Genomic DNA, 23,586 nt, shown 5'->3' on the forward strand with positions numbered 1-23,586 from the left:
AGCCAGGCTCAAAAAAATATTTACGCTGCCGATGTTAACCATGAAACTTTATTCCGGGCGAATGCGTCATATTGTAGAGGAAAATAATAACAAGATTGAATTCAGGAGGTTGAGTGTGTGAAAAGAATATGGACTGCCTTGCTAGCAGCTCTACTCATTGTTCCATTCCTATTCCAGTCACAGGCACAGGCGGCAGTTAATATCAGCGTCGTGATCGACGGCGTCCGCTTGAAAACGCCGCAAGCGCCTGTCATGATTCAAGGGCGGGTCATGCTGCCGATGCGGGTGATTTTCGAAGCGCTGGATGCATCCGTGAAATGGAATCAGAAGACGAAAACGGTCACGGCCGTGAAAGACGGCACCACCATCGTGCTGAAGATCAACTCCAAAACGGCAACGATTAATGGCAAAACCGTATCTTTAGACGTTCCTGCGAAAAACCTGAAGGGCAACACGATGGTTCCGGTCCGCTTCGTCAGTGAATCGCTCGGCGAGAAGATCGGCTGGAGCTCCAGAACCAAAACGGTTACCATTACCACGTCTTCGGAACCGGATATCGGATTTACGGGAGTTAACCACGTAACCCTCCGGGATATCGGCAACGCCGGAGACGGACGCGATCTGTCGGTCAGCTTCTCCAAATCCTCTACGGAGTCGCAGGTATCGCATTATCGCGTGTTTATCGTGAAGCAATCCCAGTCACTCAGCCTGGCCGAAGCACAGCGCCTGCCTTCAACGGCCTACACGTCCGTGCTTCCAACCGGCTCGGATCTCTCTCAAACCCTTTCCTCGAGCACGAGAGATACGAACGGAGACCTGATCCAAAATAATCAGCCGTATAAGGCGTATGTGCTGACCGTAGGGAATACAAGCGGCAACTATGCGTTGTCCCCTGCCTCCCCGTCACTGACGCTGACGAATTCGAATGCAGTCGCTGCGCCGACGAATGTGAAGGCCAGCGACGTGAGCAATTACGGCGATGGCCGGGATCTGTCGGTTAGCTTTACGCGGGCTCAGAGTGAAGGCAACATTTCGAATTACCGGGTGTTTGTCGTAAAATCCAAAGACGCAGCAAAATTCGACCTGGCAGCAGCGAAGGCGGTAGCTAGCACGAACTACACGACCGTCAATAAGTCCAGTTCAAGCAACACGACCCTGACAACGGGCTTCAGCTCCACGTCAAGAGACACGTCGGGCGAATACATCCGCAGCGGCGTCGCTTATACGGTATTTGTTCTGTCCGTCAGCAGCAACGAGAGCGCAATCCCAAGCAAGCTGTCTTCCGGCTCGACTTCGATTACGCTCAGCACAGGCACGACGACGGTTCCAAGCATCTCGCAGGTGACCGACGTGAGCGATTACGGCGACGGGCGCGACCTTCGCGTCAGCTTCAACCGGGTATCCAATGAGTCTTCCATCAGCGGCTACCGGATCTTCGTGGTCAAGGAGAGCGACTATCACAACTTCAGCGTGAGCCGGGCGAATGCCATCAATTCGAGCTCCTACTACACGAATGTCAGCAAATCAAGCAATAATACTCTCACGCTCGGTTCGGGAGCCCGGGACGTAGACGGCGCCTTGATTCGTAACGGCGTATATTACCGGGTGTTCGTAATGGCCCTCGATAATCATAGCCAGAGCAACAATGTGCTTTCCTCCGCTTCGAGTTCCATCATCTTGACGAACAACAGCTATCGTGTAGGAACGATCTCCAGCCTGTACGTCAGTGATGTGGGCAATTACGGAAACGGCCGGGATCTGGAAGTGTCATTTAACCGGGCTTCGGACGAAAGCAATATTAGCCATTACCGGGTGTTTGTCGTAAAATCCTCGGACTATAACTATTTTGATTTAAGCAGAGCTGAGTCATTAAATAGCTATTATTACACGCAAGTAAACAAAACCGGCTACAACAGCTACAGGCTCAATCTGTCATCCGACAGCCGCGATGTTGACGGCGCATTGATTCGCAACGGCGTAAGCTACCGCGTCTACGTTATGTCCTACGCATATTCGGGCAGCAATCATGCTCTGTCCTCTGCTTCATCGGCGATTACGCTGAGCGGCAACAATCAAAATGTCAGCCCGGTTTCGACGCCTGTAGTGGAAGACATCGGCGATAATGGCAACGGCAGCGACCTGAGAGTTTCGTTCAGTCGTCCTTCCGACGAGTATTACATCGACTATTACAAAGTATTTGTCGTGAAGTCTTCCAAGTCACTGTCAGTAAACGATGCTACGAACAATGGATACTTTACAAGAGTGAACAAAAATTCGGGTTACTCCGTCCGGTTGGAATCGAACGCTCGGGATACGGATGGAGACTTGATTAAAAACGGCACGGGATACCGCGTATACGTGCTGTCGGTCGGCACCTATGGCGTCAACGCCATTTCCCCGAGATCGAACGAGATCAAGCTCCAGGGCAAAACGCAGGTCGGCACTGCAACCATTACGTCTGTATCAGATGCCGGAAATAGTGGAGACGCCAGCGACTTAAAGGTGACGTTCAACAAAGCAGCCGACGAAACCAATATTCGCGAATACCGCATCATGGTCGTTGAGGCCAGTGATGCGAAAAATTTCAAATTAGATCAAGCCAATGCGGTAGATAAATCCGATCGGTACCATTACAGTCCTGCCGGCAGCTCCTTTGATTCTACGCTCAGACCAGGAACGAAGGATGTAAACGGCAAAGACATCCGCAACAAGGTGCCTTACCATGTGTTCGTTTTGTCCGTTAGTTACGACGGCGGAAGCACCAATGCACTGTCCCAGCCATACGGTCCGATTGAGCTTGAGGGAACCGAAGTCGCGGTTCCTGCCGACGTGTATGCAGGAATTGAAGGCAACAACGGCAACGCTGGCGATATCAAAGTGAGATTTACCCCAGCAAATAATGCGGGCACTGTAAGGGAATACCGCATCATGGTCGTACCTGATGCGAAAGCATTCGGGGAAGCTGAGGCCAGCCTGGTTAAACAAGGAAACTACACACCAGTCGCGCCGCCGCAAGGACAGTACGACAGCCTTTTGCCTGTTGAAACGAAGGATGTCGACGGCAACCCAATCAAAGCCGGCAGCACTTACAGAGTCTTCATCCTTGTTGTGGCTGACGGAACCGTCTCGACCAAGAATAAGCTGTCGTCATCTTCACAGCCCTTTACGATTCCCTCCCCGACTCAGGTGACCGATGTAAAGGCCGAGCTGAACGGCACGGGAGATAAAGTGAAGGTGAGCTTTAAGAAGGCAGCGGATGAGCGCAATATTGGTGAGTACCGCGTCTTCATCGTAGCCAAAAGCGAAGTGAATAAATTCAAAGCTGACGATGCGAAGAATCACGTCTCCGGAAGCATTGCCGTAACCGGCAAAGACATCGCTGAAGAATTGGCAACCAAGATCGATGATCTCAAAGATGCCAAGGGTGAAGCCATCAAACCGGACACCGAATACGTTGTATTCGTTCTGTCCGCAGCAAAGGACACGAAGAAGCCGCTCTCGACGACGGCTACCCAGGCTCCGGCATTGTCGGCGCCGTCCAAAGCCTTGGTTATCAAGAAAACAACTACAACATCTTAAGCATCGGCATAGGCTTATGCGATTAATATCGTAAGCGAAAAGGAGCTGTCCCCCGCGGTTGAAAAACCGCAGGAGACAGCTCCTTTAATAATGTACAAGCTCGCCAAATCCCGGACGTTTTATCCGCATGGCCAAAAGGCTCGTTACATCGGTTAAGCCGTCGAGCCGTCCGTGGAACTGTTCATTCGGGTATTACGGAAAATGTCGATAACCTCCGATACCGCCTGCATACTGACAGGCTTGCTCACATATTCATCCATGCCCATCGCCAAATACTTCTCGCGATCGCCCTTGATCGCGTGAGCCGTGACAGCGACAACATAAGGGCGCTTATCCGCAGGAGCACTTTGCTTAATGATTCTAGCGGCTTCCATCCCGTCCATGAACGGCATCTGGATATCCATAAATATCAGATCATACGGATATCGCTTGTAAGCCTCGACCGCTTCCAGCCCATTGGGGACAGTCTCCGATGAATAACCGAGCTTCTCAATGATTCTCTTTAGCACCAGCTGATTCACTTCATTGTCTTCCACAATCAAAATTTTGAAGGCATTGCCCTCAGCATCATCGAGCTCCTGTACCGGATTCTCCTCTCCTTCATTCACCGCCACCAAAGGATATTTCAATTGAACGGTAAACGTAAAGACGGATCCGGTCTGCTTCGGATTCGGTTCATACCAGATTTCGCCGCCCATCAGTTCCACAAGCTTCTTGCAGATCGCCAGACCGAGACCGGTGCCCTCAACTTGGCGGGTCATGTAATGATCTACCTGATAGAACGGCTCGAACAATTGGGCGACCTTCTCGCTGGGTACCCCAATCCCCGTATCGGTTACGGAGAATTGGATCAGCCCCGAGCCTTGAAGGGTCTGAATACATGTCACCGAGACGGAGACAGAGCCGTTCGGCGTAAATTTGACGGCATTGCTAAGCAGATTCATCAGCACCTGCCGCAGCTTCGTCATGTCGCCGTACACTTGGTCCTGGACATCGGGAGCCACCGAGGTGGTTACCTCAATATTTTTTTCAAGCGCCTTCGGGAGCATCAGGTTCATGGTTTCCGACAGCGTGTTTCGAAGACTGAAGGTTTCTTCGGACAGCTCGGTTCGGCCGGACTCGATCTTGGAGAAGTCCAGAATATCGTTAATAATATTCAGCAGTGTAGTGCCGCTCTTCTTGATGATCTGGACATATTCCCGCTGCTCCTCATCAAGATCGGTATCCAATATCAAATCCGTCATGCCGATTACGCCGTTCATCGGGGTTCTGATTTCATGGCTCATCATGGCCAGGAACTCACTCTTGGCCTTGTTGGTTTTCTCGGCGGCTTCCTTCTCGATGATAAGCTTCTTCTGCTCGGTCATATCCTTCGCGATAATGTAGAATCCGACATTCTTATTATGAATAACGATCGGCGCCAAGGTGGCGAGCACCTCGACCATATGCCCGTCCTTGTGCCTGATCCCGTTGATCGATTTCTCGACGGAGGCATAGTGGGCTGAATCAGAGAGAACCCGTCTCAAGTTGTGTTCTCCCATCAGAAGAGAGATACGCTTTCCGGCCAATTCGGGAATCGTATATCCCGTAAGCTGCTCGGCCATCTGATTGCCGTTCATGATTTCCCCTTGGAGATTAAAGGAAATGATGGCGTCGTGATTATATTTTTTTAATGAGGTATATCGTTCGATACTTTCCTGAAGCTTCTGTTCAGCCACCTTGCTGTCGGTAATATCGACCATTTGCGAAATAAAAAACAGCGGAGTCTTGTCCTTCTCATCGCGCACGAGGGATACGTGAACAGAAGCCCAGATCCGTCTGCCGTCTTTATGCATAAATTGTTTTTCCAATGCGACCGTCGGGACCTTCTCGCTTAAGGACTGAACCAGCTTCTCCGGACTATCGACGTTATCGGAATATATATAGTCCGTAGCCGGCTGCTGCAGCAGCTCTTTCTCGGTAAAACCGAACATTTTGCATGCTGCCGGATTAACACTGATCCAATTTCCTTCGATCGTGACTAGGGCAATGCCAATCGGAGCACTCTTGTATACATGTTCAAACAACGCTTGATGACCAAAAATGTTAGCCTCACTCATAGTCGGCACCTCCTAATACCGAATATTATACATCAGTAGACAAAGAATAAGTCTTTTAATTTGGAGGTTTTTTTCTATGATTCTTTATTCAAGAGACTCTTCATCACTCCAGGTTAAGATCGAAAGGGTACTCTCCCCGTACTGCGGCGCCATCTGTTGACTATATGACTCCACTTCCTCAAAGGGAATGTTGAGCTGAACAGCCTCCTCTTCCAGCCCCATATGGACTAGCTCATCCGTTACGAGCTTCCGTACCTCCGGGTCATCGTACAACAGCTGAGGGGTTTGGGCATCCCGGATAAACGCCAGCTTCGATAGCCTGGGTGCTTTCATCAAAAAATGGCGAACCGATTCCAAATCGGTAGACGCATCTGGAATCAGCCGGACTCCATCCACGGAATCATCCGGAGACCATCGTACAACGCCTAAGGGGGACTTGGTCGTTAACCCAATCTCTTCCGCCCGTTTCCGACCCAGCTCCTCGATATACGCTGGCATGTCGGGAATCGGCTCAATCGCAAATCGCTCCTGCAGCATCCGCTTGGCCTGGCGGCTCTCCTCACTGTCGTATTCGGCTTCGCGCTGCTGTATATATTCGCGTAAATCATCCGCATCCCGAAAATGATTGTACAGGATGATGTTGTCCGTATAAACCACACGTAAAAATTCATGGATGCTTGGGGCTGCCAGCCATATTTCGTCTCCGAAGCTCATCGGGGAAACGCAAACGATGTAGGCCTGCTCCAAATCGGATACCGTTCCGAAGTCCGTTAGAAACCCGTAGTGAATGCCGTCCACGCCCGCGGAGGCAAATGGAATGACATCCGGCGGCGTAGAGATATATCTGAAACGCTCGTCTTGCAAAATCAGCCCCAAATGAAAGTCCAGTGACAAGCCGCTCTCTTTCAATTCCTGCTCAAACTTCAGCAGCTCCTTAATCGTCTCCGGAACGGCATACTTCCCGTAATTCAATACGATCCCCTCCAAAACCTTAATCGTGGTTCACCAGGCAATTCTCCTCCGCTCACGAAAATATCCTCCGCTTGGGCCGGCATCATCAAGGGTAGCGAGCCATACGGCCGTATCCGCACCCTCCGCGACGGAGAGCGGAGCATCCGCTCCTCCCATATCGGTCCGAACCCTGCCCGGGCACACCGCATTGACCTTGATGCCGGTGCCTGCCACCTCTTGGGAAACCAGGCAGGTCATCGCATTCAGCATCGTCTTGGACATCCGGTAGGCAGACGAGACCCCTCCTAGCTTGAAGCCCGGATCCAGGCTGCCGTCCATGACTTCGAATGCACCGAGGCCTGAAGATATGTTGACGATTCGCCCATAGTCATGCAGCTTCATCACAGGAATCGCAGCCTGGGTCATCCGCAGCGCGCCGAAGAAATTCGTTTCGAGGGTAGCCCGTATCAAGCGTTCTTCGACTTCCAGGATCGAGATTCCTTGGTCCAAAATGACCCCCGCATTGTTCACAAGCACATCCAGCCGCCCATATTCCGACCTTATAAAATCCATCAGCCGCTCCGCCTCATCCGCCTGATCGATATCCAGCACATGCAGAGCTGCCCGGTGCCCTTCGGCAAGCAGCTCTTGCACCGCCCGCTCTCCTTTCTCCTCATCCCGGGATGTAAGGATGACAACGATTCCTTGGGCCCCAAGCTGGCGGGCGATTTCCTTGCCAATGCCCCGATTCCCTCCGGTGACAACGGCTACCCGATCCATAGACGCATCCAAACCTCTGCTCATGCTCCTCCATCTCCTTCTCGTAAAATGCGTTCCCATCTCGCAATGCTCTGCTCCAGATGGCCCTTTGCCTGCTGCAGCTGCTCCATCTGGCGCGTAATTTCATCCAGCTTCTTTCTGCCCACTTCGATTGCGTTCGGGAGGCAATCCCTTTTGGGGCTGTCGTCAAAGGCACATTCGAAAAAGCTCAAAATCTCCTTTACCGTTAAGCCTAAACCGAAATACATTTGGATCAGGCGGACCCGTTCGATATCGGACTCCGCATATTGACGGTAGGCATTGGAGGACCGAGCCGGACGCAGCAGCTCCTTCTCCTCGTAATAACGAAGCGAACGGAGGCTCACTCCGGTTTTATCCGATAATTCGCTGATGTGCACAAGCAGCAGCTCCTTTTCTACGTTCGATGTATTCGCATTGTAAACCATCACATCATGTGAAGGTCAATGCCGAAAAAAGCCGATCAAGCGCAATCTTGATCAGCTGTTTCGACCTGTCTCTAGACCTGTCCCTATATGATTTCAAACAATATAAATCCAATCGTATTAATAGCGAGATTCGCACACAGATGAACCATCCATGAAGGGTAAATGTTGCCGTTTCGTTCGTTCAACCAGTTAAACAGCAGGCCCCCGATGAACAGCCCGGCGATCAGGAGCAGGAACAGCGGCAGGGTAAACCAGCTGGTCATCATTGCAATATGATAGACGGCAAATGCCCCTGCGCTGAACAGATAGGCGAATGTACGGCCAACTTGATCCTTCAGGGTGAAGAAGGCAAAGCCCCGGAAGAAGAATTCCTCTAGCAGCGAGTTCACAAAGGATATGTAAATCGCGACGAACACGAAGTTGCCGGCGTTGACCCCGATATGCTGCTGAAGGGCTCCGGTCACCCGTGAAAAATCAAAGAACGGTCCGATCAGAGCATAGCAGCCAAGGATGAATGCAAATACGCCGGCCCCCAGCAGGATCGAGGCCAGCAGTCCTTTTTTCCCGAAGGTGAACAGCTTCCGAAACGGCACCCCTCCGCCCATCAGCGCATAGCCGATCGGCAGCGCCAGGAACAGCAGTATTTTGATAACCGATTTGACCGCATAATTCGGTCGGATGACAGCATCCACATAAGCCATCACAATACAGCTTACGAGGATGATCGCGATTAAGGACCAGGCTTTCGTTCTGGATTTCATAGAGATGAAGCTCCTTTAGCATAATTTCCAATAAAAGGTTCAAGCAGCTTCTATCATAACATACCGGCCGCAGGAGTTGAGGCGAAATTCGCCGGGCCGTTATTATTGGGGAAACGTAACCACAAGCAAAAAAAGAGAGGCGTATCGCCCCTCTTGGATATTTGCCGGCTTGATCGATTACCACTCGGCTCCTGTCTATCTCCGCTTTTTCGGTTTACCGGATCCGGGCTGCGGCGTCCTCGGCCACCGCTCCGGCGGAACATGCTTCAGCATCGCGGAGAATAGCTGTCCCCACCCCGCTTCGTCCAACCGGCTGACCGGAAATCCCCGATCGACTCCAAGCTGCCGGAGCAACCGAGTCGTTTGCGGCGGGGTGAATACCCCGGACAATGCCTCTGGAAGTGGGAGCTCCGGATAGCGGAAGGCATGGGCTGCCAGCGCCATAAACCTGGCATGATGCTTTGGAGGAACCAGAGGATCTTTCCTTCTGCGAATGACAAGGATGGCTGAATCCACCTTCGGCGGCGGGGAAAAATTCGAGGGCGCGACCGATCGGACAAGCTGAAATTCATAGCTCATTCTCCAGCCTAACATTCGCGGATTCCGGACGAGCCGTCCGGTAAAACGTTTGGCCGCCCCAAGCTCCACCAGCAGCACGGCTCTTTGAAGGGGGACGGCCGGATGATCCAGCAGCTTTCCCAGAATCGGTGTCGTGATCGAGTACGGAATATTCGCCACCACGACAAACTCCCGGCGCGGAAGCTGAATCTGTAATATATCCGAAGGCACCACGCGGACGTTCTGCATATGCCCTGCCTCTGCGCGGCTCTTTAGCTTGCTGACGTACTCCGGATCGGTCTCGACGGCGATGACGTTAGCCGCTCTTTCCGCCAGCGGAAAGGTGATCGCTCCTTTCCCGGCACCGAGATCCAGAACGGTTTCGTGGCGTTGGATGCGTGCGAGATCCAACAGATCGAGCACGAGCCGTTTGTTGATCAACAGGTGCTGGGCGGGGAAATTGTCAGGGTTATTCTTCGATTTATGATGATAATGACGATTGTTTTTAGACACAAATATGCACCTCATTCATTCGTTTAGTAATGAAAAAGGCACAGCTCAAATAAACCTTGCCGTCATTGATCAAAAAACGGCAGGATCTAAATGCTCTGTACCCTCATTACCAAATCCGAATGTATGCGATGCAAAACATGCTAAGGACAAGCCTCCTTTAACGAAATCAAAAACACCTCTAGTATAGCATAAACGTCCGGGTGCCCCCAGGGGATGTTCAGTGTAAATCATTCTTTACCAAAGCAGCTAGATCACCTTAAAGCTCCCGTCGGTGGATAAAAAAAGAGGAGCATTCAGCTCCCTCAGCTCCCCTTCATCGTTATCCCTAATACGCAAAATCCATTAGTACGTTCCGGCATACGCGCTTTATCCCCGTCTTTTAACCGGCGTTAGGCATAACGCGCAAGCGCCGCCTCATAGGCCTTCTTCGGTCTCAGCCCGACGAGTTTATTGACCGGCTCGCCTTGATGGAACACGATGACGGTCGGCGTGGACATGATTCCATAACGCGCAGCAAGCTCCGGCGACGCGTCGCAGTCGACTTGCAGCACCGACAGGCTGCTCCCCTTTTCATTCCCCAGCTCTTCTAGAATCGGGCGAAGCACTTTGCAGGGCGGGCACCATTTCGTACTAAAACTGACCAAAACTACATCCTTCTGTCGAACCGCGCTTCGAAATGCTGATGTGCTGACGGTTTGCAGGCTCATTGCTCATTCTCCTCCCAGCCGTTGATTTGGCGAATCTTCTTCCACAATGGAACGGATGCGTTCCTCCAGGTTGGACTTCACCGCCGTCAACAGGGCGATTTGTTCCTCGATCTCGGCCAGCTTTTGACGGTACACCGGGACGACCTCCTTGCAGAACGCTTCTTTATTCTTCATGACGCAGTGGAGAAAGCTGGCGATCTGCTCTGTCGATAGCCCGAGATTAAGATACAGCTGGATCGTCCGAACCTGCTGTTCCGCAAACGGCGAGTACTCCCGATAGCCGTTCTCAAGCCGAGTCGGCGTGAGCAAGCCTTGCTTGTCATAGTAACGGAGCGAACGGATGCTCACGCCGGTCCGGGCTGAAAGCTCTCCGATTTTCATACCGTTAACGCCACCTCCTTCATGATCTTGAACCTATCATAAACCCTGACATTAGTGTCAGGGTCAAGAGGCAGATGGATCATTGCGGCCATAAATTTTGTGGAGTCGATGAGAATCTGTATTTTCCCAAAAATCATGCGATCAGCTTAAAAGGTCATCCGGGCCAGACCCGAAGCAAGCTTGGACTTCCGCCATCGCTCGGAAAGGAAAGCCGGTACACATCCGGGTTGGTTAGCGCTTCCCACTCTTTAAATCCGATCCGGTGATCATAATATTTCAGCAGCAACGATATCAGATTGCCGTGCGAAACGAGGACGGCATTGCGGCAGTCTTGGTGCAAAATGTCCTCAACCGCCTGGAACGCCCGCTCCATCGCCGCGCTGCTGGACTCCCCGCCCTCATAACATAAGTCCATATCTTCATAAGTGAGCAGGAGTTTCTCCCGCCAATCGGGTGAAGGCGATGCGGATAAGATCCTCTCCGTCAGCCTTTCATCCAGCGTTACCTCCAGGCCTAACCGTTCGGCAAGCGGGGCAATACTTTGCCGCGCCCTCACATACGGACTTGAAACCACGCGATCGATCGCCTGATCCGAGAGAAATTCGGCAAGCCTTGCCGCCTGCAGCATACCGGTGATGGTTAATCCGGCGTCCGGCGCCTGTCCTTCGGCTTGGCAATGCCTCACGACATAAATATTCCTAAGCTGCACCATCTTCCGTCCTCAAACCTTCTGGAACCGAAAGATAACGGCAGGCGGAATTTCGAACCAGTCGAATTTGTCCTGCTCCAGACCGTCTTTATGAAAGCTCGGCTCTTCCAGCCCAGTAAGAACAAAACCGGATGCAAAGAAAACGTTCATGTAATACGACAGCGGCCGGTGAAATACCAGGTGAGGAACCGGCTGACCTTGAATGCCGATCGATTCCATCGGTTCCGGCTCCAGGTACTTATAAATTTGAATACGGTGCTCGGAGACGATGTGTCCGTCCTTATCCACCTTATCGTGAATTTTGCGCAGACCCGGCGGCTGGAAGCAGGGATGCATGATCGAGAACACGAAGGTCCCGTGCTTACGCAGCAGCTTATGGAGCGCTTGCGCCAGCACCGTAATATCCGAAATATCCATGAGCGCCATATTGGAGACAGCGCGGTCAAATCTCTCCTCACCGAGGCTGAGCAGCGCATCGTGATCGGTTGCGTCGACGACCCGGTAATCGATGCGTTCCATAACACCGGCTGACCTTGCCTTCGCACGCCGGATCATCTCGGAGCTGTAGTCCACCGCAGTCACATGGGCTCCAAGCTCAGCTAATCTTCGGGCAAAATTGCCGTTGCCGCAGCCGATGTCCAGTACCTCGTGGCCCTCCGCCACTTCCAGTAAATGCTCCGTGCCCGGGCGGATGATCTCGCGATGAAATCGGTTGCTGTGCTCCCCCATGTAATCGTCCCAAAAGCCCGCAATCTCATTCCAACGCACCTGCGATTCCCCGGTAAGTTCCTTCCAATCACTCATCCCTGACATTCTCCCTTCCATTTTTTCGAATGATAACGTACAACTTTAAAGCTACGGATCCATTAGCCTTCCGGAAGCCCGAAAATCGGACAAATGGAAGGACACGTTAATATGAAAGTGGAGTTCGATGCTCTCTCCCTCGAACATCATCGTGTAGGTCACTACATATGGCGTTTCGATATAATAAAGCGTCAGCCGTAACGTCCGTTTATCCAGCCAAGCAGCATAGGCCACCACCTCTTGCAAAGGCATGGACAGATCCTTATGGAATCTTTGCCGCGTTTGAACGGGTTGTGTAAAGTCGAACTCCAGGAGCTGCTCGCAGTCCTCTTCACGTCCATAACCGAGAAGAAGAGCAAGCTTTGAGGAATCCTGGAGGCAAAAAGCGATTCGGTTCAGCCCTTGCGGATTGTCAGTATCGCTCAATAAGTAGCTGCGAAGATGCAGATCCGGTACGCCGGCCGGTATCGGCCGTATTTCCGGCTCCTTGGAGCTGACGGGAGCCGTGATCAGCGGCAGCCGGGGACCGTCAGCATCCCCGGGCTGCTGAATCTCCTTGTAGTCCAGCAGCTCTTCGTAGATCAAATCAAGCAAAACCTGAAGGCGCGCCATGCTCTTAAAGCTGGCGTTCACTGCAATGACGATGTTTGCGTGAGGGGCCACGAAGCACATCTGCCCAAAGGAGCCGTCCCCCCGGTAACAGCCGCGGCGGCATAGGTGAAACTGATACCCGTACCCTTGAGCCCAATCGACCCGGTCAACGCCTGGACGGTTATCGCTCTGCTCGGATGCAGCAAGCTCAATATACCGTTCCGATACGATTCGCTGACCGTCAAATATGCCCCGGTTTAACAGCATCTGGCCGAACCTGGCCACGTTCTCGGTGGTAAGACTGAGCCCCATTCCTCCCGCCGCGATGCCCATCGGGCACGTCTCCCAGGCTGGCCTCGGAATCCCCAGCGGTTCAAACAACCGGGGCATCAGAAAGTCAACCAGACCTTGGCCGGTTACCTTCTCGATTATGGCGGCCAGCATGTAGGTAGCGTGCGTGGTGTAGCAGTAGCGCTCTCCCGGTTCAACCTCGACTTCCTGGGCCAGGAACGCCCTGACCCAGTTCTCCTCCCCCGCGATTGCGGGATAGATGTTGTCGAGATGGCCGGTGCTCATGGACAACAGATGATGGACGGTCATCTTTGCAAGATTTGGCGACACCCGCTCCGGAAGTTCATCCGGAAAGAACGAGATGACCGGATCGTGAAGCTCCAAATATCCTTGATCCCAGGCGATCCCGGTTGCGATCGAGGTAAAGCTTTTACTCAGGGAATACAGCAGCTGCGGGCAATCCTTCCGGTAGGGTGGTCGGTAAAATTCGGCCGCCGTCCTCCCATCCTCCAGCAGAATAAAATGGTTCACTTCCAGGGCCTGCTGCTCAAGCCGCGTAAAGAACGAGTTGATCGCGGCGGCCGACAACCCTTGATGCCCACCTTTCGGGATGCTGATGATACGTTCCAACCGTGCTCCTCCCCTATCCTTTTTTAATATCGATGTATTTTTGTTTAGCTCACGTATAATTTCAAGGTTCTGACGCTATTTCCTTTTGCCGATGTACAGCAAATGAGAGGAAATCCCCAAAATGGAAGGATCTCTTGCCATATCAATCAGCATGTTCAGCAGCTGTCCAGACTCGCCCTTGTTCTCCCATGCCTGCATCTGTTCCTGCGACAGCAAGCCGCCGATGCTTGAAGAGCCGATCAAATCGATCGTTTCGAATCCATGGCTTTCCATGAAGGGCTTAATCGCATCGACGTTGAAATAATACGTGCCCGTAAAGCGCCCGGGATCGGCGTGATTAAATATGCCGGTCCTGCGGAACCGATCGATTGCATCCATCGTGTTGTTCGGCTTCCAGCGCTCCGGGAATTGTAACGATGTCAATGCCATCCGCATTCGGCTCTGGAAAGCAACAAACACGGTCCCTTCCTGCTTCGTCACACGGAACAGCTCTCGAACGGCACGAGCCCGTTCTTCTTCCTGCTGCAAATGATAGAGCGGTCCTAACATGAGCGAGGCATGGAATGACTCATCGGCCAATCCGTTTAAATTCGTCGCATTCCGCACATGAAAGCCGGTGAAGCGTTCCATAAGCCCCTGTTCGGCCGCCTTCTCCTTCGCCGTTTCAACAAGCCGGGGCGTTAGATCGGAAAGGGTAACCTGATAGCCCTGCTCCGCTAATGCCATCGCATATTTTCCGGGCCCTGCGCCGTTATCCAGTACACTCCCGCTTGGAGGCAAATAATGCTTCATATAATGCCAATTAATGATAAATTCCAGCGGCTCCCGATCCAGCCTTCCCCACTCATCAAACCGGGAATAGTATTCGATCACATGCTCCATGCCGATCCCCTGCCTTTATTCATGTAATTGTTGTTAAAAATAAAAAAAACCTATGCCTATAAAGAGGCGATAGGTTCTCCTTCGCGGTACCACTCTTTTTCAATTCGCTGGACGCCTGACGAATCCGCGAACGATCTTGAAACCTTCTGACGGAGGTTATCCGTTAAGACTTACTGATCTTCAGCCTTACCGCTCATGGGTGAGCTTCAGGGCGCGATTGACTGTCTCCCACCGATACCGACAGCTCTCTGAACAATGCAGCTCCTTACTGTTCCCATTCATTGCGTTTTCCCTTAATGAAATTTCACACAGTATACCCCTTCCAAATAATCCCTGTCAACAGATACTTCCTGCCCAACAATTCGGGAGCGCGCGGTGCAGCCATAGGGGCTTCTGCGCTGCTTCTTTCTAATCCCGTTCAAGCATGAAGCTTATATTGCATCGATGGACATGTTAAAATATGGTGCATAATCGAGAAGAAGGTTGGTGGCGCACATGATGACAAACCTCTATTTCGTCCGGCATGCGCACTCAGTATACTCCCCCGATGAGCGAAACAGACCCTTATCGGAACGCGGACATCAGGATGCTGCAAGGGTTACGGAGCTGCTGGAGCCTGAACATATTCATGTTCTCGTATCGAGCCCGTATAAGAGAGCCATTCAAACGATCGAGGGGCTAGCGGACCGAATCGGGTCCGGAATCATCATTGAAGAAGACTTTAGAGAACGGTTATTATCGGAGCAGCCCGTCGACGACTTCGAGCAAGCCGTCACCAAAGTGTGGGAGGACGCTTCGTTCGCCTGGGAGGGTGGAGAGTCCAATCAGGCTGCCCAATTCAGAGGGGTCCAAGCACTTAAGAGGGTATTGGAACAGTACAGGGGAAACAATATCGCCATCGGGACTCATGGAAATATCATGGTGCTCATCATGAACCATTTCGATCCAAGGTTTGATTTCAGCTTCTGGAGACAGCTGGATATGCCCGACATTTACAAGCTAAGCTTCAGCGATCAAGACCTTGCGGAGGTACAGCGGATCTGGAACAGACCCTCACCGTCCGCTTGGTGAGGGCCTTTAAATTGCTTCTATAGGCGGGATACATCAAAAGCGCCTCGCAGCAGCGCCGACTCCCTGCTTTTTAGACTCTTAGCCAGCCGCGGAACCCCCTGGCTGCATAGTAGGATTCTGCTCCATTATGGTATACAAAAACCGTGTCGTAGCGGCGATCGCAAAAGAGCGCCCCGCCGAGCTTTCGAATCCTTTCCGGTGTGATCACCCAGCTCGATGTTTTCATATCGAAATTGCCAAGCTGCTGCAGCTCCCGGTACTGCTCTTCCGTCAACAGCTCAATGCCCATGGCAGCAGCCATTTCGACGGCACTGTTTTTCGGTTTGTGTTCTTTCCTTGACTCCAGCGCTTCGCGGTCATAGCAAACGCTTCTGCGGCCTTTTGGACTTTCAGCCGAGCAATCATAAAATAGGTACTCGCCTGTCTTGCCGTCGTGACCAACGACATCCGGCTCTCCCCCGGTTTCCTCCATTTCATGGAGCGACCACAGCTTTTCAGGATTTGCTTCAAGCTTTGCTTGTACGTCAGCCCATTCAAGTCCTGGATGGCGGCTCATGTTCTTCTCGAAACGGGCTTTCAATGTTTGGAGTAGCTCTTCGCGTTGTTCTGGCGATAACTCCCTCTTTGTCATGTTCATTTCTCCTTCGCTTGATCTGCCACACTATTATCGGGCATATATGTTGCATTCAATGCTGCCTTCCCGGGCATCGAGTGCGTCAATCCGGCCTGCATCCCTTGCGGCGGAAGCCAGGCAACGAGGGCTTCGGGATCCATGAATGCTTCATAGACTGCGTGCGGCGGCGCTTTGACGATTCTTGATGCGATGTCCTTTCTATTGGATCTCCCAAGCATTACTATCATTCCTTTCCATATTATACACCGATGAAACTCGCGATTTAGCCCAATTTTATATCAAATGAACAGCGTTTATTTCTTTTGGTTTGCTTATTCCCAGCAATGATAGACGCTATCGGCTTCAACTTATGCCCACCCAGGAACCGGTTCTATGAATTAATTCTTGATTCAACTGGTGGTTGAATATTATAAAAGCTCAAATATGAAGTTATTGTTCATTGCAGGCAAGCTCCAATACAATTGGTTTACTAGAAGGAGCGTGAGAGATCATGAAGGAAACATTAGCAAGGAACATAGCCATATACCGCAAAGAGAAGGGACTTACCCAAGAAGAGCTTGCACAAATCCTTGGGCTTTCTTTCCAGGCAGTCTCCAAATGGGAGAATGCTCAGTCAATGCCGGATATTGCGTTACTCCCTGAGTTATCGAGAACGTTAGAAGTAAGCATCGACAAACTTCTTGGGTATACAGCGCAGGACAAACGGATTACGATTTATGAGGAAGAATATAAAACACAAGATTATTACTGGGGGACTGAGCCTAATGATGCATGCTATCAGGTCTTGCAACTTATGCCTCCGACCAAACGCCTGAAATTACTGGATATTGGTTGCGGGGAAGGGAAAGACGCCGTATTTTTTGCAAGAAATGGATATGAGGTTAGCGCATTTGACGTTTCGGACGCGGGGATTGAGAAGACAAGAAGCCTCGCTGAAAAAACAGGAGTTCACGTCCATGTCTTTAAGGCAGACATTTTGGATTTTCGCTTAGATACTCATTATGACATTATTTTTTCAAGTGGTGTGCTACACTACATAAAGCCGGAGTATCGCAAAGAGATATTTGATAATTATAAGCAGTTTACAAACGAAAACGGCATTCATGTCTTTAATGTGTTTGTAAATAAACCGTTTATTGCTCCGCCACCTGAAAAAGAACCAAATGCCTATAAGTGGCACTCCGGGGAATTACTCACGCATTACCGCGACTGGCTCATGAAGGACAGCTCGGAAATCGTATTCGACTGCAATTCATCAGGTATTCCTCACCAACATGCCATGACAAAAATGATTGCACAAAAGATAACCTCGCCAGGCTAAAGCTGCCGTACGATATTACGACAACAAAAAAAAGAGGGGCTCCGCCCCTCTTTGCTATTTCGGCCAATACATCTTCGATTTAATTGTCCTTCCGCACGAGCAGTGTACAGGACTCCACATTTGTGGGTAGCGTAAAATGTACAAGTACTGATGTGGAAGTATTATGACCTGCTGGTACTTCCTAAATACCCCTATTATATACTCTGATTTAATTAAGTCTATTCCCGCTGGTTCTAAAAAACTGCAGAAGTTCCAATACACTTATTCTATACAGTCTGGGAGATAATACAACTTCTTGTATAAGTTAGACGAGTTGTCTGGCGGACAGCAGCAGCGAGTCGCGATGGCCCGAGTGCTAGCGCAGGAAGCCAAGGTCATACTGCCGGACGAGCCGGTTGCTTCCCTCGATCCATTGACAACATTTCCTCAATCTGCTGAATCTATGTCTTCATTGGATCGATCGGGCGGTTCGCATCACATGGATAGCGATTCAATACATGAAGCAGAGTTGATGCCGCTTTGAGTTCTCATTTATCTTCGCAAGAAGGAACTCCATCTTGGAAATCAGCTCTTTATAATCAGGGATGTGGCCCGGTGAATACACCCTCAAACTCAAAGACCGAGTTGCCGAAGACGTTGGCCCGCTTCTCGCATGTGGGAAGTGTTACCCACCTAAATGTACCCTAATTCACTCAATAATTTATGAATTCTAAGGATATATCCTCTTATTTTTTGACCACTGTTTTAGCCATTTTAATCAGATCTTCTTCTTTCAAAGGATTACCCGGATTGGTCGAGATGCTAAATGACTTGCCATTTTCAATCCAGGAAAGGGTATTGGTTATAAATTTCTTACCCAGCTTGGGATACTTCTTTTTCAATTCCTCAGCGGTTATATAGGTATAGCCTTTCTGCTTCTTGTCCTTCGGATCAAGTCGCGCACTCTGGAATTTAATATAATGGGTTCCATTCTTATAATGTAATAAAATCATGTTTGATTTTGTCCAGTTGACTTTTTTGGAATGCACCTGTTTTTTTAGCTTTTTTGCTTCAGCCTCCATTTCATTATGATATTCACTGCTGTATGGACCGACAATTTTCCCTGACACAAAGCGATAATTCTCCGGCAGATTTTTCGGTTGCTTCAGTACCGGTTCTTTTAAAGTAGAGGCTTTCTTCCAATAATCTTCATATGTATTGTACTCTGGATGAGTGTTCCCCATAGCGAAAGTCTCTAGACGTTTTCCTTTTGTCAGTTCATTGCTTACGTATACCATATAAGAGTCATCCGGATTGTCTTCAAGCAGTTTATTAATTCTGGCTGTTTCCTCCTTTTCCAGTTGTTCCACTTTGCTCACAGCGGCTGCCGTACTTCCAGAGATATCCGGCGCTGCCTCCGAAGCAACATTCATGGAACCCAGCATCAATAAACCGCTTAGCGCAGCAACCGTTATTTTCATACTTTTGTTCATAGGTCATGTCTCCTTGTGGTTGTTTTATGTTTTCCATTTATATAACAATACCAACCAAGGCATTTGTGACATGTAGGGAAGAAAGGAATGAGCCACAACTAGTTCACCGACATTCAATCGCATACGCAGACGGACTGTATAATAGTTAAGGAGCCGGGTTGTCCTACTCTAAGGGATGTGACTTTTTTAAAAAATCATAGTGAACGCAATGCTCATTCTCGAAAAAAATAAATAAAGAAACCGAACCTTTTTTAAATAGAGAGACAATATAGTGTGTAAGCCGCTTACCCAGGAGGGCCCTCTGAATGCAAAGTGAATACATGTTTCAATTACTCAAACAAATGAAAGACAGTGATCAACAGGCGTTTCGTGCGATGCATGATGCCACCTATCTACTATTAAACCAAAAGTATTACAAGATATTGAATACAAAACGGCAACGCCATCGAAGAAATAACGAGTTCGCGAGACCTCAAAAGCAAAAATAACCTTAAAGTAGGAAGCCCCGGCTTTTTCACTATTAATCAGCTCTAATCGTATATTTCCGTTAATTTATTGATGGTACTCCGTTTACTTTTTTCATAAATGCTCTAAAGTTTTCAGCGATTTCTTTGAAGTGGGTATGGTGTAAATAATGTGATCCATCCATGGTTATTACTTTTCCATGTACCGAGTCTTTGATCTGCCCTTCATGCAGAGGGATCCAACCTTCTACACCTTCATTATTCGCTTGTACAAAAAGAAGAAGTGGAAGGTCTTTAGGAAAGGTTAATGCTTGAGCCTCTTTAAAATTAGAGGAAATATGTCCCATTTCATTCAAGGTTGTGGGAGTATACATGTTTTTATTCGAAATCATTTTCATTTGCTCTACCGTTTGATCATCAAATGCGAGTCCAGCATAAGAGTCACCACTTAGTTTCGTGATCAATCTTAAGAGACCTGATTTTTTGAGAAATGCAAACGTATTTATAGGTAATTTGGCATCCATACCTGGTTGCGTTGGAACACTGCTATCGATTCCGACAAATGCAGTTACCTCGTCCGAGTATTTGTTCACATAATCAATACCATAAATGCCTGCAATCGAGTGGCCCATGAGTGTGTATCGGTCAATATTAAGCTGCTGCAGCGCTTCATGAACTTCACTTACGATATTCTCCGTGGTTCGCTCTTTTTCAGTTGCATCACTTAATCCATAACCGAAAGGCTCAACCGCGACAACTTTGTAAAATGGAGATAATTCATCGATGAGTAACTTAAAATCAAGAGCTGGCGCTGCTGTTCCATAACCAGGCAGGAGAACGACCGTTTCTTCGCCTTCTCCCTGAATGAACACATTCATATTCTTCCCGTCTACAGATACGAGCTGGCCGTAAGGCTCTATTCGTTTCGCCTCCGAATGACTACTTATCACATTCGTGATATAAACAATACCTAGAAAAAGAACAATGGCTATCACGATTGCTCCTATGATTTTAAGTACAAGGTTTCGCACTTTCTTTATTTTTGTGCCATTCCCCGTTCTCTTTTCCACTAGTTGTGTCACTCTTATCTTCTCCTGTCCTGATCTGTTTGTTAAGAAGCCATACATCGGCGACTATATAAAAGTGTAACCAATCAAGATGTACTCATCATGACGGCAATATGAACGGAGTATGAACAGACAAAAAAGCCGCAGCTCACATACAAGGAAGTTTACATGTGAGCAGCAGCAGGAAGAACGAGGTCTAGTCAAGCCGATTTGATGGATACTTCAGGAATTTACTAATCTATTGGGGGAGTGATTGGCAAGGTAACAATGAAGGTAGCTCCTTGACCAGGTTCACTTTCCACTCGGACGTCGCCTTGATGCAGGGATACGATTTGTTTAACGATGGCAAGTCCCATGCCGCTACCGTCATACTTGCGACTGTGGGAACGATCGGCCTTGAAAAAACGTTCGAATATTCGCTTCTGGTCTCCGAGGGGAATACCAATGCCGGTATCGGATATTCGAACAGACACGCATATGATATCATGTGTGACGCTGACGCTAATCACGCCGCCGTCCTTGGAAAATTTGATGCTATTGCCAAGGATGTTCGTCCATACCTGATTTAACTGATCATGATCAGCCCTTACTTTAACGGTCTGCAGATCAAGCTCAAAATGGATATTGTGAGCAGACCATTGCGGCTGCAGCGCCACGATGACTCGCCGGATCTGTTCATCAAGGCTGAGTGTGACGAGCCGCAGTTGATGTGACTGCGATTCAAGCATACTCAGCTTGAGCAGGCTATCACTCATTTTGGACATCCGCTTCGCTTCAGCGATAATTATATCAAGATACCGGCTTCGTTCTTGATCTGTGAGTTCCACTTGCTTGAGCGCTTGAGCATAACCGGATATTGAGGTGAGCGGGGACTGAACCTCGTGTGACACGTTCGTTACAAATTCCCTGCGCATCTGCTCCAACTGCTGCAGATCATGTGTCATTTCTTCGAAGCTGCGAGCCAATATACCCAGCTCACTCGTTTGCTTAATATTCAGCTTGACGTTAAAATCTCCAGTCGCTATACGTTTGGTTGCTTTTGTCAGCTTTTTGATCGGTCTTACCAGGAACACAGAAGCAAGCAGAATCAATAAGCTTCCTGTAATCAACGAATAGGTTGCAAATATCAATGCCCACTTGATGACAAATGAGGCAGAAGGAGGGGAGAGCATTTCCAAAAACATCGCCTTCGTTCCCGCTTCCGTATTTAAAGGCAACCCTAAGAGAATTGAGGCAATACCATTTGAAGTGTCTTGTACAACGCCTCCATTTAAAACTTTCTTGACTTGCTCCATCCTCACAGTGGCAGGTTTGTGTCCGTTAAGCTTTCCGTAAGACTGGAATTGACCCGCTGTTTCGTAAATTCGAATATGGTAGAGTTCGAGCTGCTTCATCCTACTTACGAACAAGTCCGCTTCACGTAGCGGAATGGTCTTGTAAATTTGGACGATGTCTTCGCCAAAGTTATGTAAGTTGATTTGAGCGTTCTGGTTCAATTTTTCTTCGAATATCCAAGAGGACATAAAAAAAGCAATGATCGTTCCTCCGATGACGGAGACCAGAAATGTCAGGACCACACGAATATATAAGGATCTGATCATTCATAAACCTCAAGCCGATACCCAAGCCCGCGAACCGTTTCGATCCGAAAATCGGATGTAGTCGCGAACCGTTCACGCAGCCGTTTAATATGTACATCTACGGTTCGATCATCACCTGCGTAATCGATCCCCCATATCTGATCAATCAACTGCTCGCGAGTATAGACTTGCCCGGGTGTTCCAGCGAGCTTATACAGCAATTCAAACTCCTTGAGCGGCAACGTGAGCGACTCCGTCCCTCTCATGACCTTATAGGTCTGCCTGTCAAGAATGACGTTTCCGAACTGAATCATCTGCGTGGAGCCAATCCGGTATCGTTTCAATAATGCTTTAACGCGAACCGTCAACTCCAACGGATCGAATGGTTTCGTCAAATAATCATCCGTCCCAAGTTCAAACCCTTTCACCTTCTCCCATGTTTCGCTTCTCGCAGTCAGCATAAGTAAGGGAAGATCAGGATTGGCCCTTCGGAGCTCTTTGCATAATGTCCAACCATCCATAAACGGCATCATAATATCAAGCACGACAAGATCGACATGGGTTGAGGCGTAGACAGTTAGTGCTTCCTTGCCGTCCGTGGCTTCGACCGTTGTATAACCTTCGTTTTTTAGAAATAAACAGACGAGCTCGCGAATGTTCGCATCGTCGTCAGCAACCAGTATAATAGGCATCCGTTTCCTCTTTTCCAGTTATCCCTCTCATATTGAAGTAACAATTATACTATAAGTGAATATGAATTACCCTTATACTTCCTATAATCATCAAGACCGGGAATATTATAAAATGCACCTGGTGTCGCTCTTTCCCAATATACACGCAGTCAGCGCCTGTTTCCTTCCGTAGAAACAGGCGCTGATTCAATTTCGTTTCAACTTATAAACATCGGTTATGGGTTAGGGAGTGTCCCTGCATCACGTATTCGATCCTTAAAATCACCGATTCTTGCAACTTGTACAACAAGGTTCTCGCGATTTCGCTCTTATCATGGAGTGTCTGATACAGATTGAAGCCAAGGTCAATCACAATCGGGTTCCCGACTATTCTCCCATGTTGCCATTGTAGATACACAGGCTGTACACGTGCACGCCCATCACGACAGCATTCTGAATGAACAACATATTGCCCCCGCAAAATGGAGTAAGGCTAATATACAATTTCCGGCATTATTATGGTCTCGGCCAATCTTTAGGCAAAACCTTTCGAGCCGAAACATAACATTCCAGGTTCATGAAAAAGAGGCCCGCAATCAACGCGGGTCTCTCCTGTTCATGCTC

21 protein-coding genes, 2 pseudogenes and 1 other annotated feature are annotated in these 23,586 nt (G+C 49.4%); of the genes and pseudogenes, 5 read left to right on the plus strand and 18 right to left on the minus strand.

Translation table 11 applies throughout. The features are described from left to right. Positions 1 to 117: 117 nt before the first annotated feature. Positions 118 to 3,579: a copper amine oxidase N-terminal domain-containing protein gene (locus BBD41_RS08230; RefSeq protein ID WP_099477227.1), complete on the plus strand. Its 3,462-nt coding sequence runs from the start codon at positions 118 to 120 to the stop codon at positions 3,577 to 3,579. 152 nt (positions 3,580 to 3,731) lie between these two features. On the opposite strand, the gene BBD41_RS08235 is transcribed toward BBD41_RS08230, so the two are convergent. The 12 genes from BBD41_RS08235 to BBD41_RS08290 all read right to left on the minus strand — a co-directional run bounded on the left by BBD41_RS08235 (position 3,732) and on the right by BBD41_RS08290 (position 14,682). Beyond that, the gene (locus tag BBD41_RS08235) at positions 3,732 to 5,678 is read right to left on the minus strand and encodes a PAS domain S-box protein (RefSeq protein WP_099477228.1); all 1,947 of its coding nucleotides are present in this window, start codon (positions 5,676 to 5,678) and stop codon (positions 3,732 to 3,734) included. Positions 5,679 to 5,762: 84 nt separating this feature from the next. After that, on the minus strand, positions 5,763 to 6,650 hold the full coding sequence (locus BBD41_RS08240) for a hypothetical protein (protein WP_099477229.1): 888 nt from the start codon (positions 6,648 to 6,650) through the stop codon (positions 5,763 to 5,765). Between the two features lie 30 nt (positions 6,651 to 6,680). Continuing rightward, positions 6,681 to 7,433, minus strand: coding sequence for an SDR family oxidoreductase (locus tag BBD41_RS08245; protein WP_099477230.1), 753 nt, complete (start codon positions 7,431 to 7,433; stop codon positions 6,681 to 6,683). After that, entirely contained in the window at positions 7,430 to 7,807 is a 378-nt protein-coding gene (locus BBD41_RS08250; RefSeq protein WP_099480528.1) for a MerR family transcriptional regulator, read from the minus strand. Before BBD41_RS08250 ends, BBD41_RS08245 begins: the two co-directional genes overlap by 4 nt. A 131-nt stretch (positions 7,808 to 7,938) precedes the next feature. After that, the gene (locus BBD41_RS08255; protein WP_077569377.1) at positions 7,939 to 8,616 is read right to left on the minus strand and encodes a CPBP family intramembrane glutamic endopeptidase; all 678 of its coding nucleotides are present in this window, start codon (positions 8,614 to 8,616) and stop codon (positions 7,939 to 7,941) included. Between the two features lie 195 nt (positions 8,617 to 8,811). Continuing rightward, complete coding sequence (gene erm / locus BBD41_RS08260) at positions 8,812 to 9,687, minus strand: 23S ribosomal RNA methyltransferase Erm (protein ID WP_077569378.1); 876 nt, start codon at positions 9,685 to 9,687, stop codon at positions 8,812 to 8,814. A 389-nt stretch (positions 9,688 to 10,076) separates the two neighbouring features. Continuing rightward, a complete protein-coding gene (locus BBD41_RS08265; protein WP_077569379.1) occupies positions 10,077 to 10,394 on the minus strand; it encodes a thioredoxin family protein in 318 nt (105 codons plus the stop codon). Between the two features lie 3 nt (positions 10,395 to 10,397). Continuing rightward, positions 10,398 to 10,775 (minus strand): MerR family transcriptional regulator, encoded by a 378-nt coding sequence (locus tag BBD41_RS08270; RefSeq protein WP_077569380.1) that lies wholly within the window; start codon positions 10,773 to 10,775, stop codon positions 10,398 to 10,400. 154 nt (positions 10,776 to 10,929) lie between these two features. Continuing rightward, positions 10,930 to 11,487, minus strand: a complete 558-nt coding sequence (locus BBD41_RS08275; RefSeq protein ID WP_077569381.1) for a histidine phosphatase family protein — start codon at positions 11,485 to 11,487, stop codon at positions 10,930 to 10,932. 9 nt (positions 11,488 to 11,496) lie between these two features. Further along, positions 11,497 to 12,288 (minus strand): class I SAM-dependent methyltransferase, encoded by a 792-nt coding sequence (locus BBD41_RS08280; protein ID WP_157929277.1) that lies wholly within the window; start codon positions 12,286 to 12,288, stop codon positions 11,497 to 11,499. 51 nt (positions 12,289 to 12,339) lie between these two features. Next, a complete protein-coding gene (locus BBD41_RS08285; protein WP_099477231.1) occupies positions 12,340 to 13,800 on the minus strand; it encodes a serine hydrolase domain-containing protein in 1,461 nt (486 codons plus the stop codon). 75 nt (positions 13,801 to 13,875) lie between these two features. Then, positions 13,876 to 14,682: a class I SAM-dependent methyltransferase gene (locus BBD41_RS08290; RefSeq protein ID WP_099477232.1), complete on the minus strand. Its 807-nt coding sequence runs from the start codon at positions 14,680 to 14,682 to the stop codon at positions 13,876 to 13,878. 59 nt (positions 14,683 to 14,741) lie between these two features. Further along, positions 14,742 to 14,973, minus strand: a binding site (T-box leader). Positions 14,974 to 15,177: 204 nt separating this feature from the next. Between BBD41_RS08290 and BBD41_RS08295 the strand changes: the two genes are divergently transcribed. Next, on the plus strand, positions 15,178 to 15,753 hold the full coding sequence (locus BBD41_RS08295; RefSeq protein ID WP_099477233.1) for a histidine phosphatase family protein: 576 nt from the start codon (positions 15,178 to 15,180) through the stop codon (positions 15,751 to 15,753). Positions 15,754 to 15,823: 70 nt separating this feature from the next. Here BBD41_RS08295 and BBD41_RS08300 read toward each other — a convergent pair whose 3' ends face one another. Both BBD41_RS08300 and BBD41_RS08305 read right to left on the minus strand, forming a co-directional pair. Next, on the minus strand, positions 15,824 to 16,384 hold the full coding sequence (locus BBD41_RS08300) for a DUF4256 domain-containing protein (RefSeq protein ID WP_099477234.1): 561 nt from the start codon (positions 16,382 to 16,384) through the stop codon (positions 15,824 to 15,826). A 2-nt stretch (positions 16,385 to 16,386) separates the two neighbouring features. Further along, positions 16,387 to 16,605, minus strand: coding sequence for an SRPBCC family protein (locus BBD41_RS08305; RefSeq protein ID WP_099477235.1), 219 nt, complete (start codon positions 16,603 to 16,605; stop codon positions 16,387 to 16,389). 272 nt (positions 16,606 to 16,877) lie between these two features. On the opposite strand from BBD41_RS08305, the gene BBD41_RS08310 reads away from it, so the two are divergent. Further along, positions 16,878 to 17,708: a methyltransferase domain-containing protein gene (locus BBD41_RS08310; RefSeq protein ID WP_099477236.1), complete on the plus strand. Its 831-nt coding sequence runs from the start codon at positions 16,878 to 16,880 to the stop codon at positions 17,706 to 17,708. A 301-nt stretch (positions 17,709 to 18,009) separates the two neighbouring features. After that, a pseudogene (locus tag BBD41_RS30210) lies at positions 18,010 to 18,129 on the plus strand (ATP-binding cassette domain-containing protein); the annotation flags it as partial. 304 nt (positions 18,130 to 18,433) lie between these two features. On the opposite strand, the gene BBD41_RS08320 reads toward BBD41_RS30210, so the two are convergent. The 4 genes from BBD41_RS08320 to BBD41_RS08340 all read right to left on the minus strand — a co-directional run bounded on the left by BBD41_RS08320 (position 18,434) and on the right by BBD41_RS08340 (position 22,983). Then, positions 18,434 to 19,180: a hypothetical protein gene (locus BBD41_RS08320; protein ID WP_099477237.1), complete on the minus strand. Its 747-nt coding sequence runs from the start codon at positions 19,178 to 19,180 to the stop codon at positions 18,434 to 18,436. Positions 19,181 to 19,727: 547 nt separating this feature from the next. After that, the gene (locus BBD41_RS08330) at positions 19,728 to 20,726 is read right to left on the minus strand and encodes an alpha/beta hydrolase (RefSeq protein WP_099477238.1); all 999 of its coding nucleotides are present in this window, start codon (positions 20,724 to 20,726) and stop codon (positions 19,728 to 19,730) included. A gap of 218 nt (positions 20,727 to 20,944) precedes the next feature. Beyond that, a complete protein-coding gene (locus tag BBD41_RS08335) occupies positions 20,945 to 22,312 on the minus strand; it encodes a sensor histidine kinase (RefSeq protein ID WP_099477239.1) in 1,368 nt (455 codons plus the stop codon). Then, positions 22,309 to 22,983: a response regulator transcription factor gene (locus BBD41_RS08340; protein WP_099477240.1), complete on the minus strand. Its 675-nt coding sequence runs from the start codon at positions 22,981 to 22,983 to the stop codon at positions 22,309 to 22,311. The genes BBD41_RS08335 and BBD41_RS08340 overlap by 4 nt, the downstream gene beginning before the upstream one ends. A gap of 310 nt (positions 22,984 to 23,293) precedes the next feature. On the opposite strand from BBD41_RS08340, the pseudogene BBD41_RS30215 reads away from it, so the two are divergent. Continuing rightward, a pseudogene (locus BBD41_RS30215) lies at positions 23,294 to 23,527 on the plus strand (flavin reductase family protein); the annotation flags it as partial. Between the last annotated feature and the right edge of the window lie 59 nt (positions 23,528 to 23,586).

This window comes from Paenibacillus ihbetae, assembly GCF_002741055.1.
GTDB lineage: Bacteria > Bacillota > Bacilli > Paenibacillales > Paenibacillaceae > Paenibacillus_AQ > Paenibacillus_AQ ihbetae.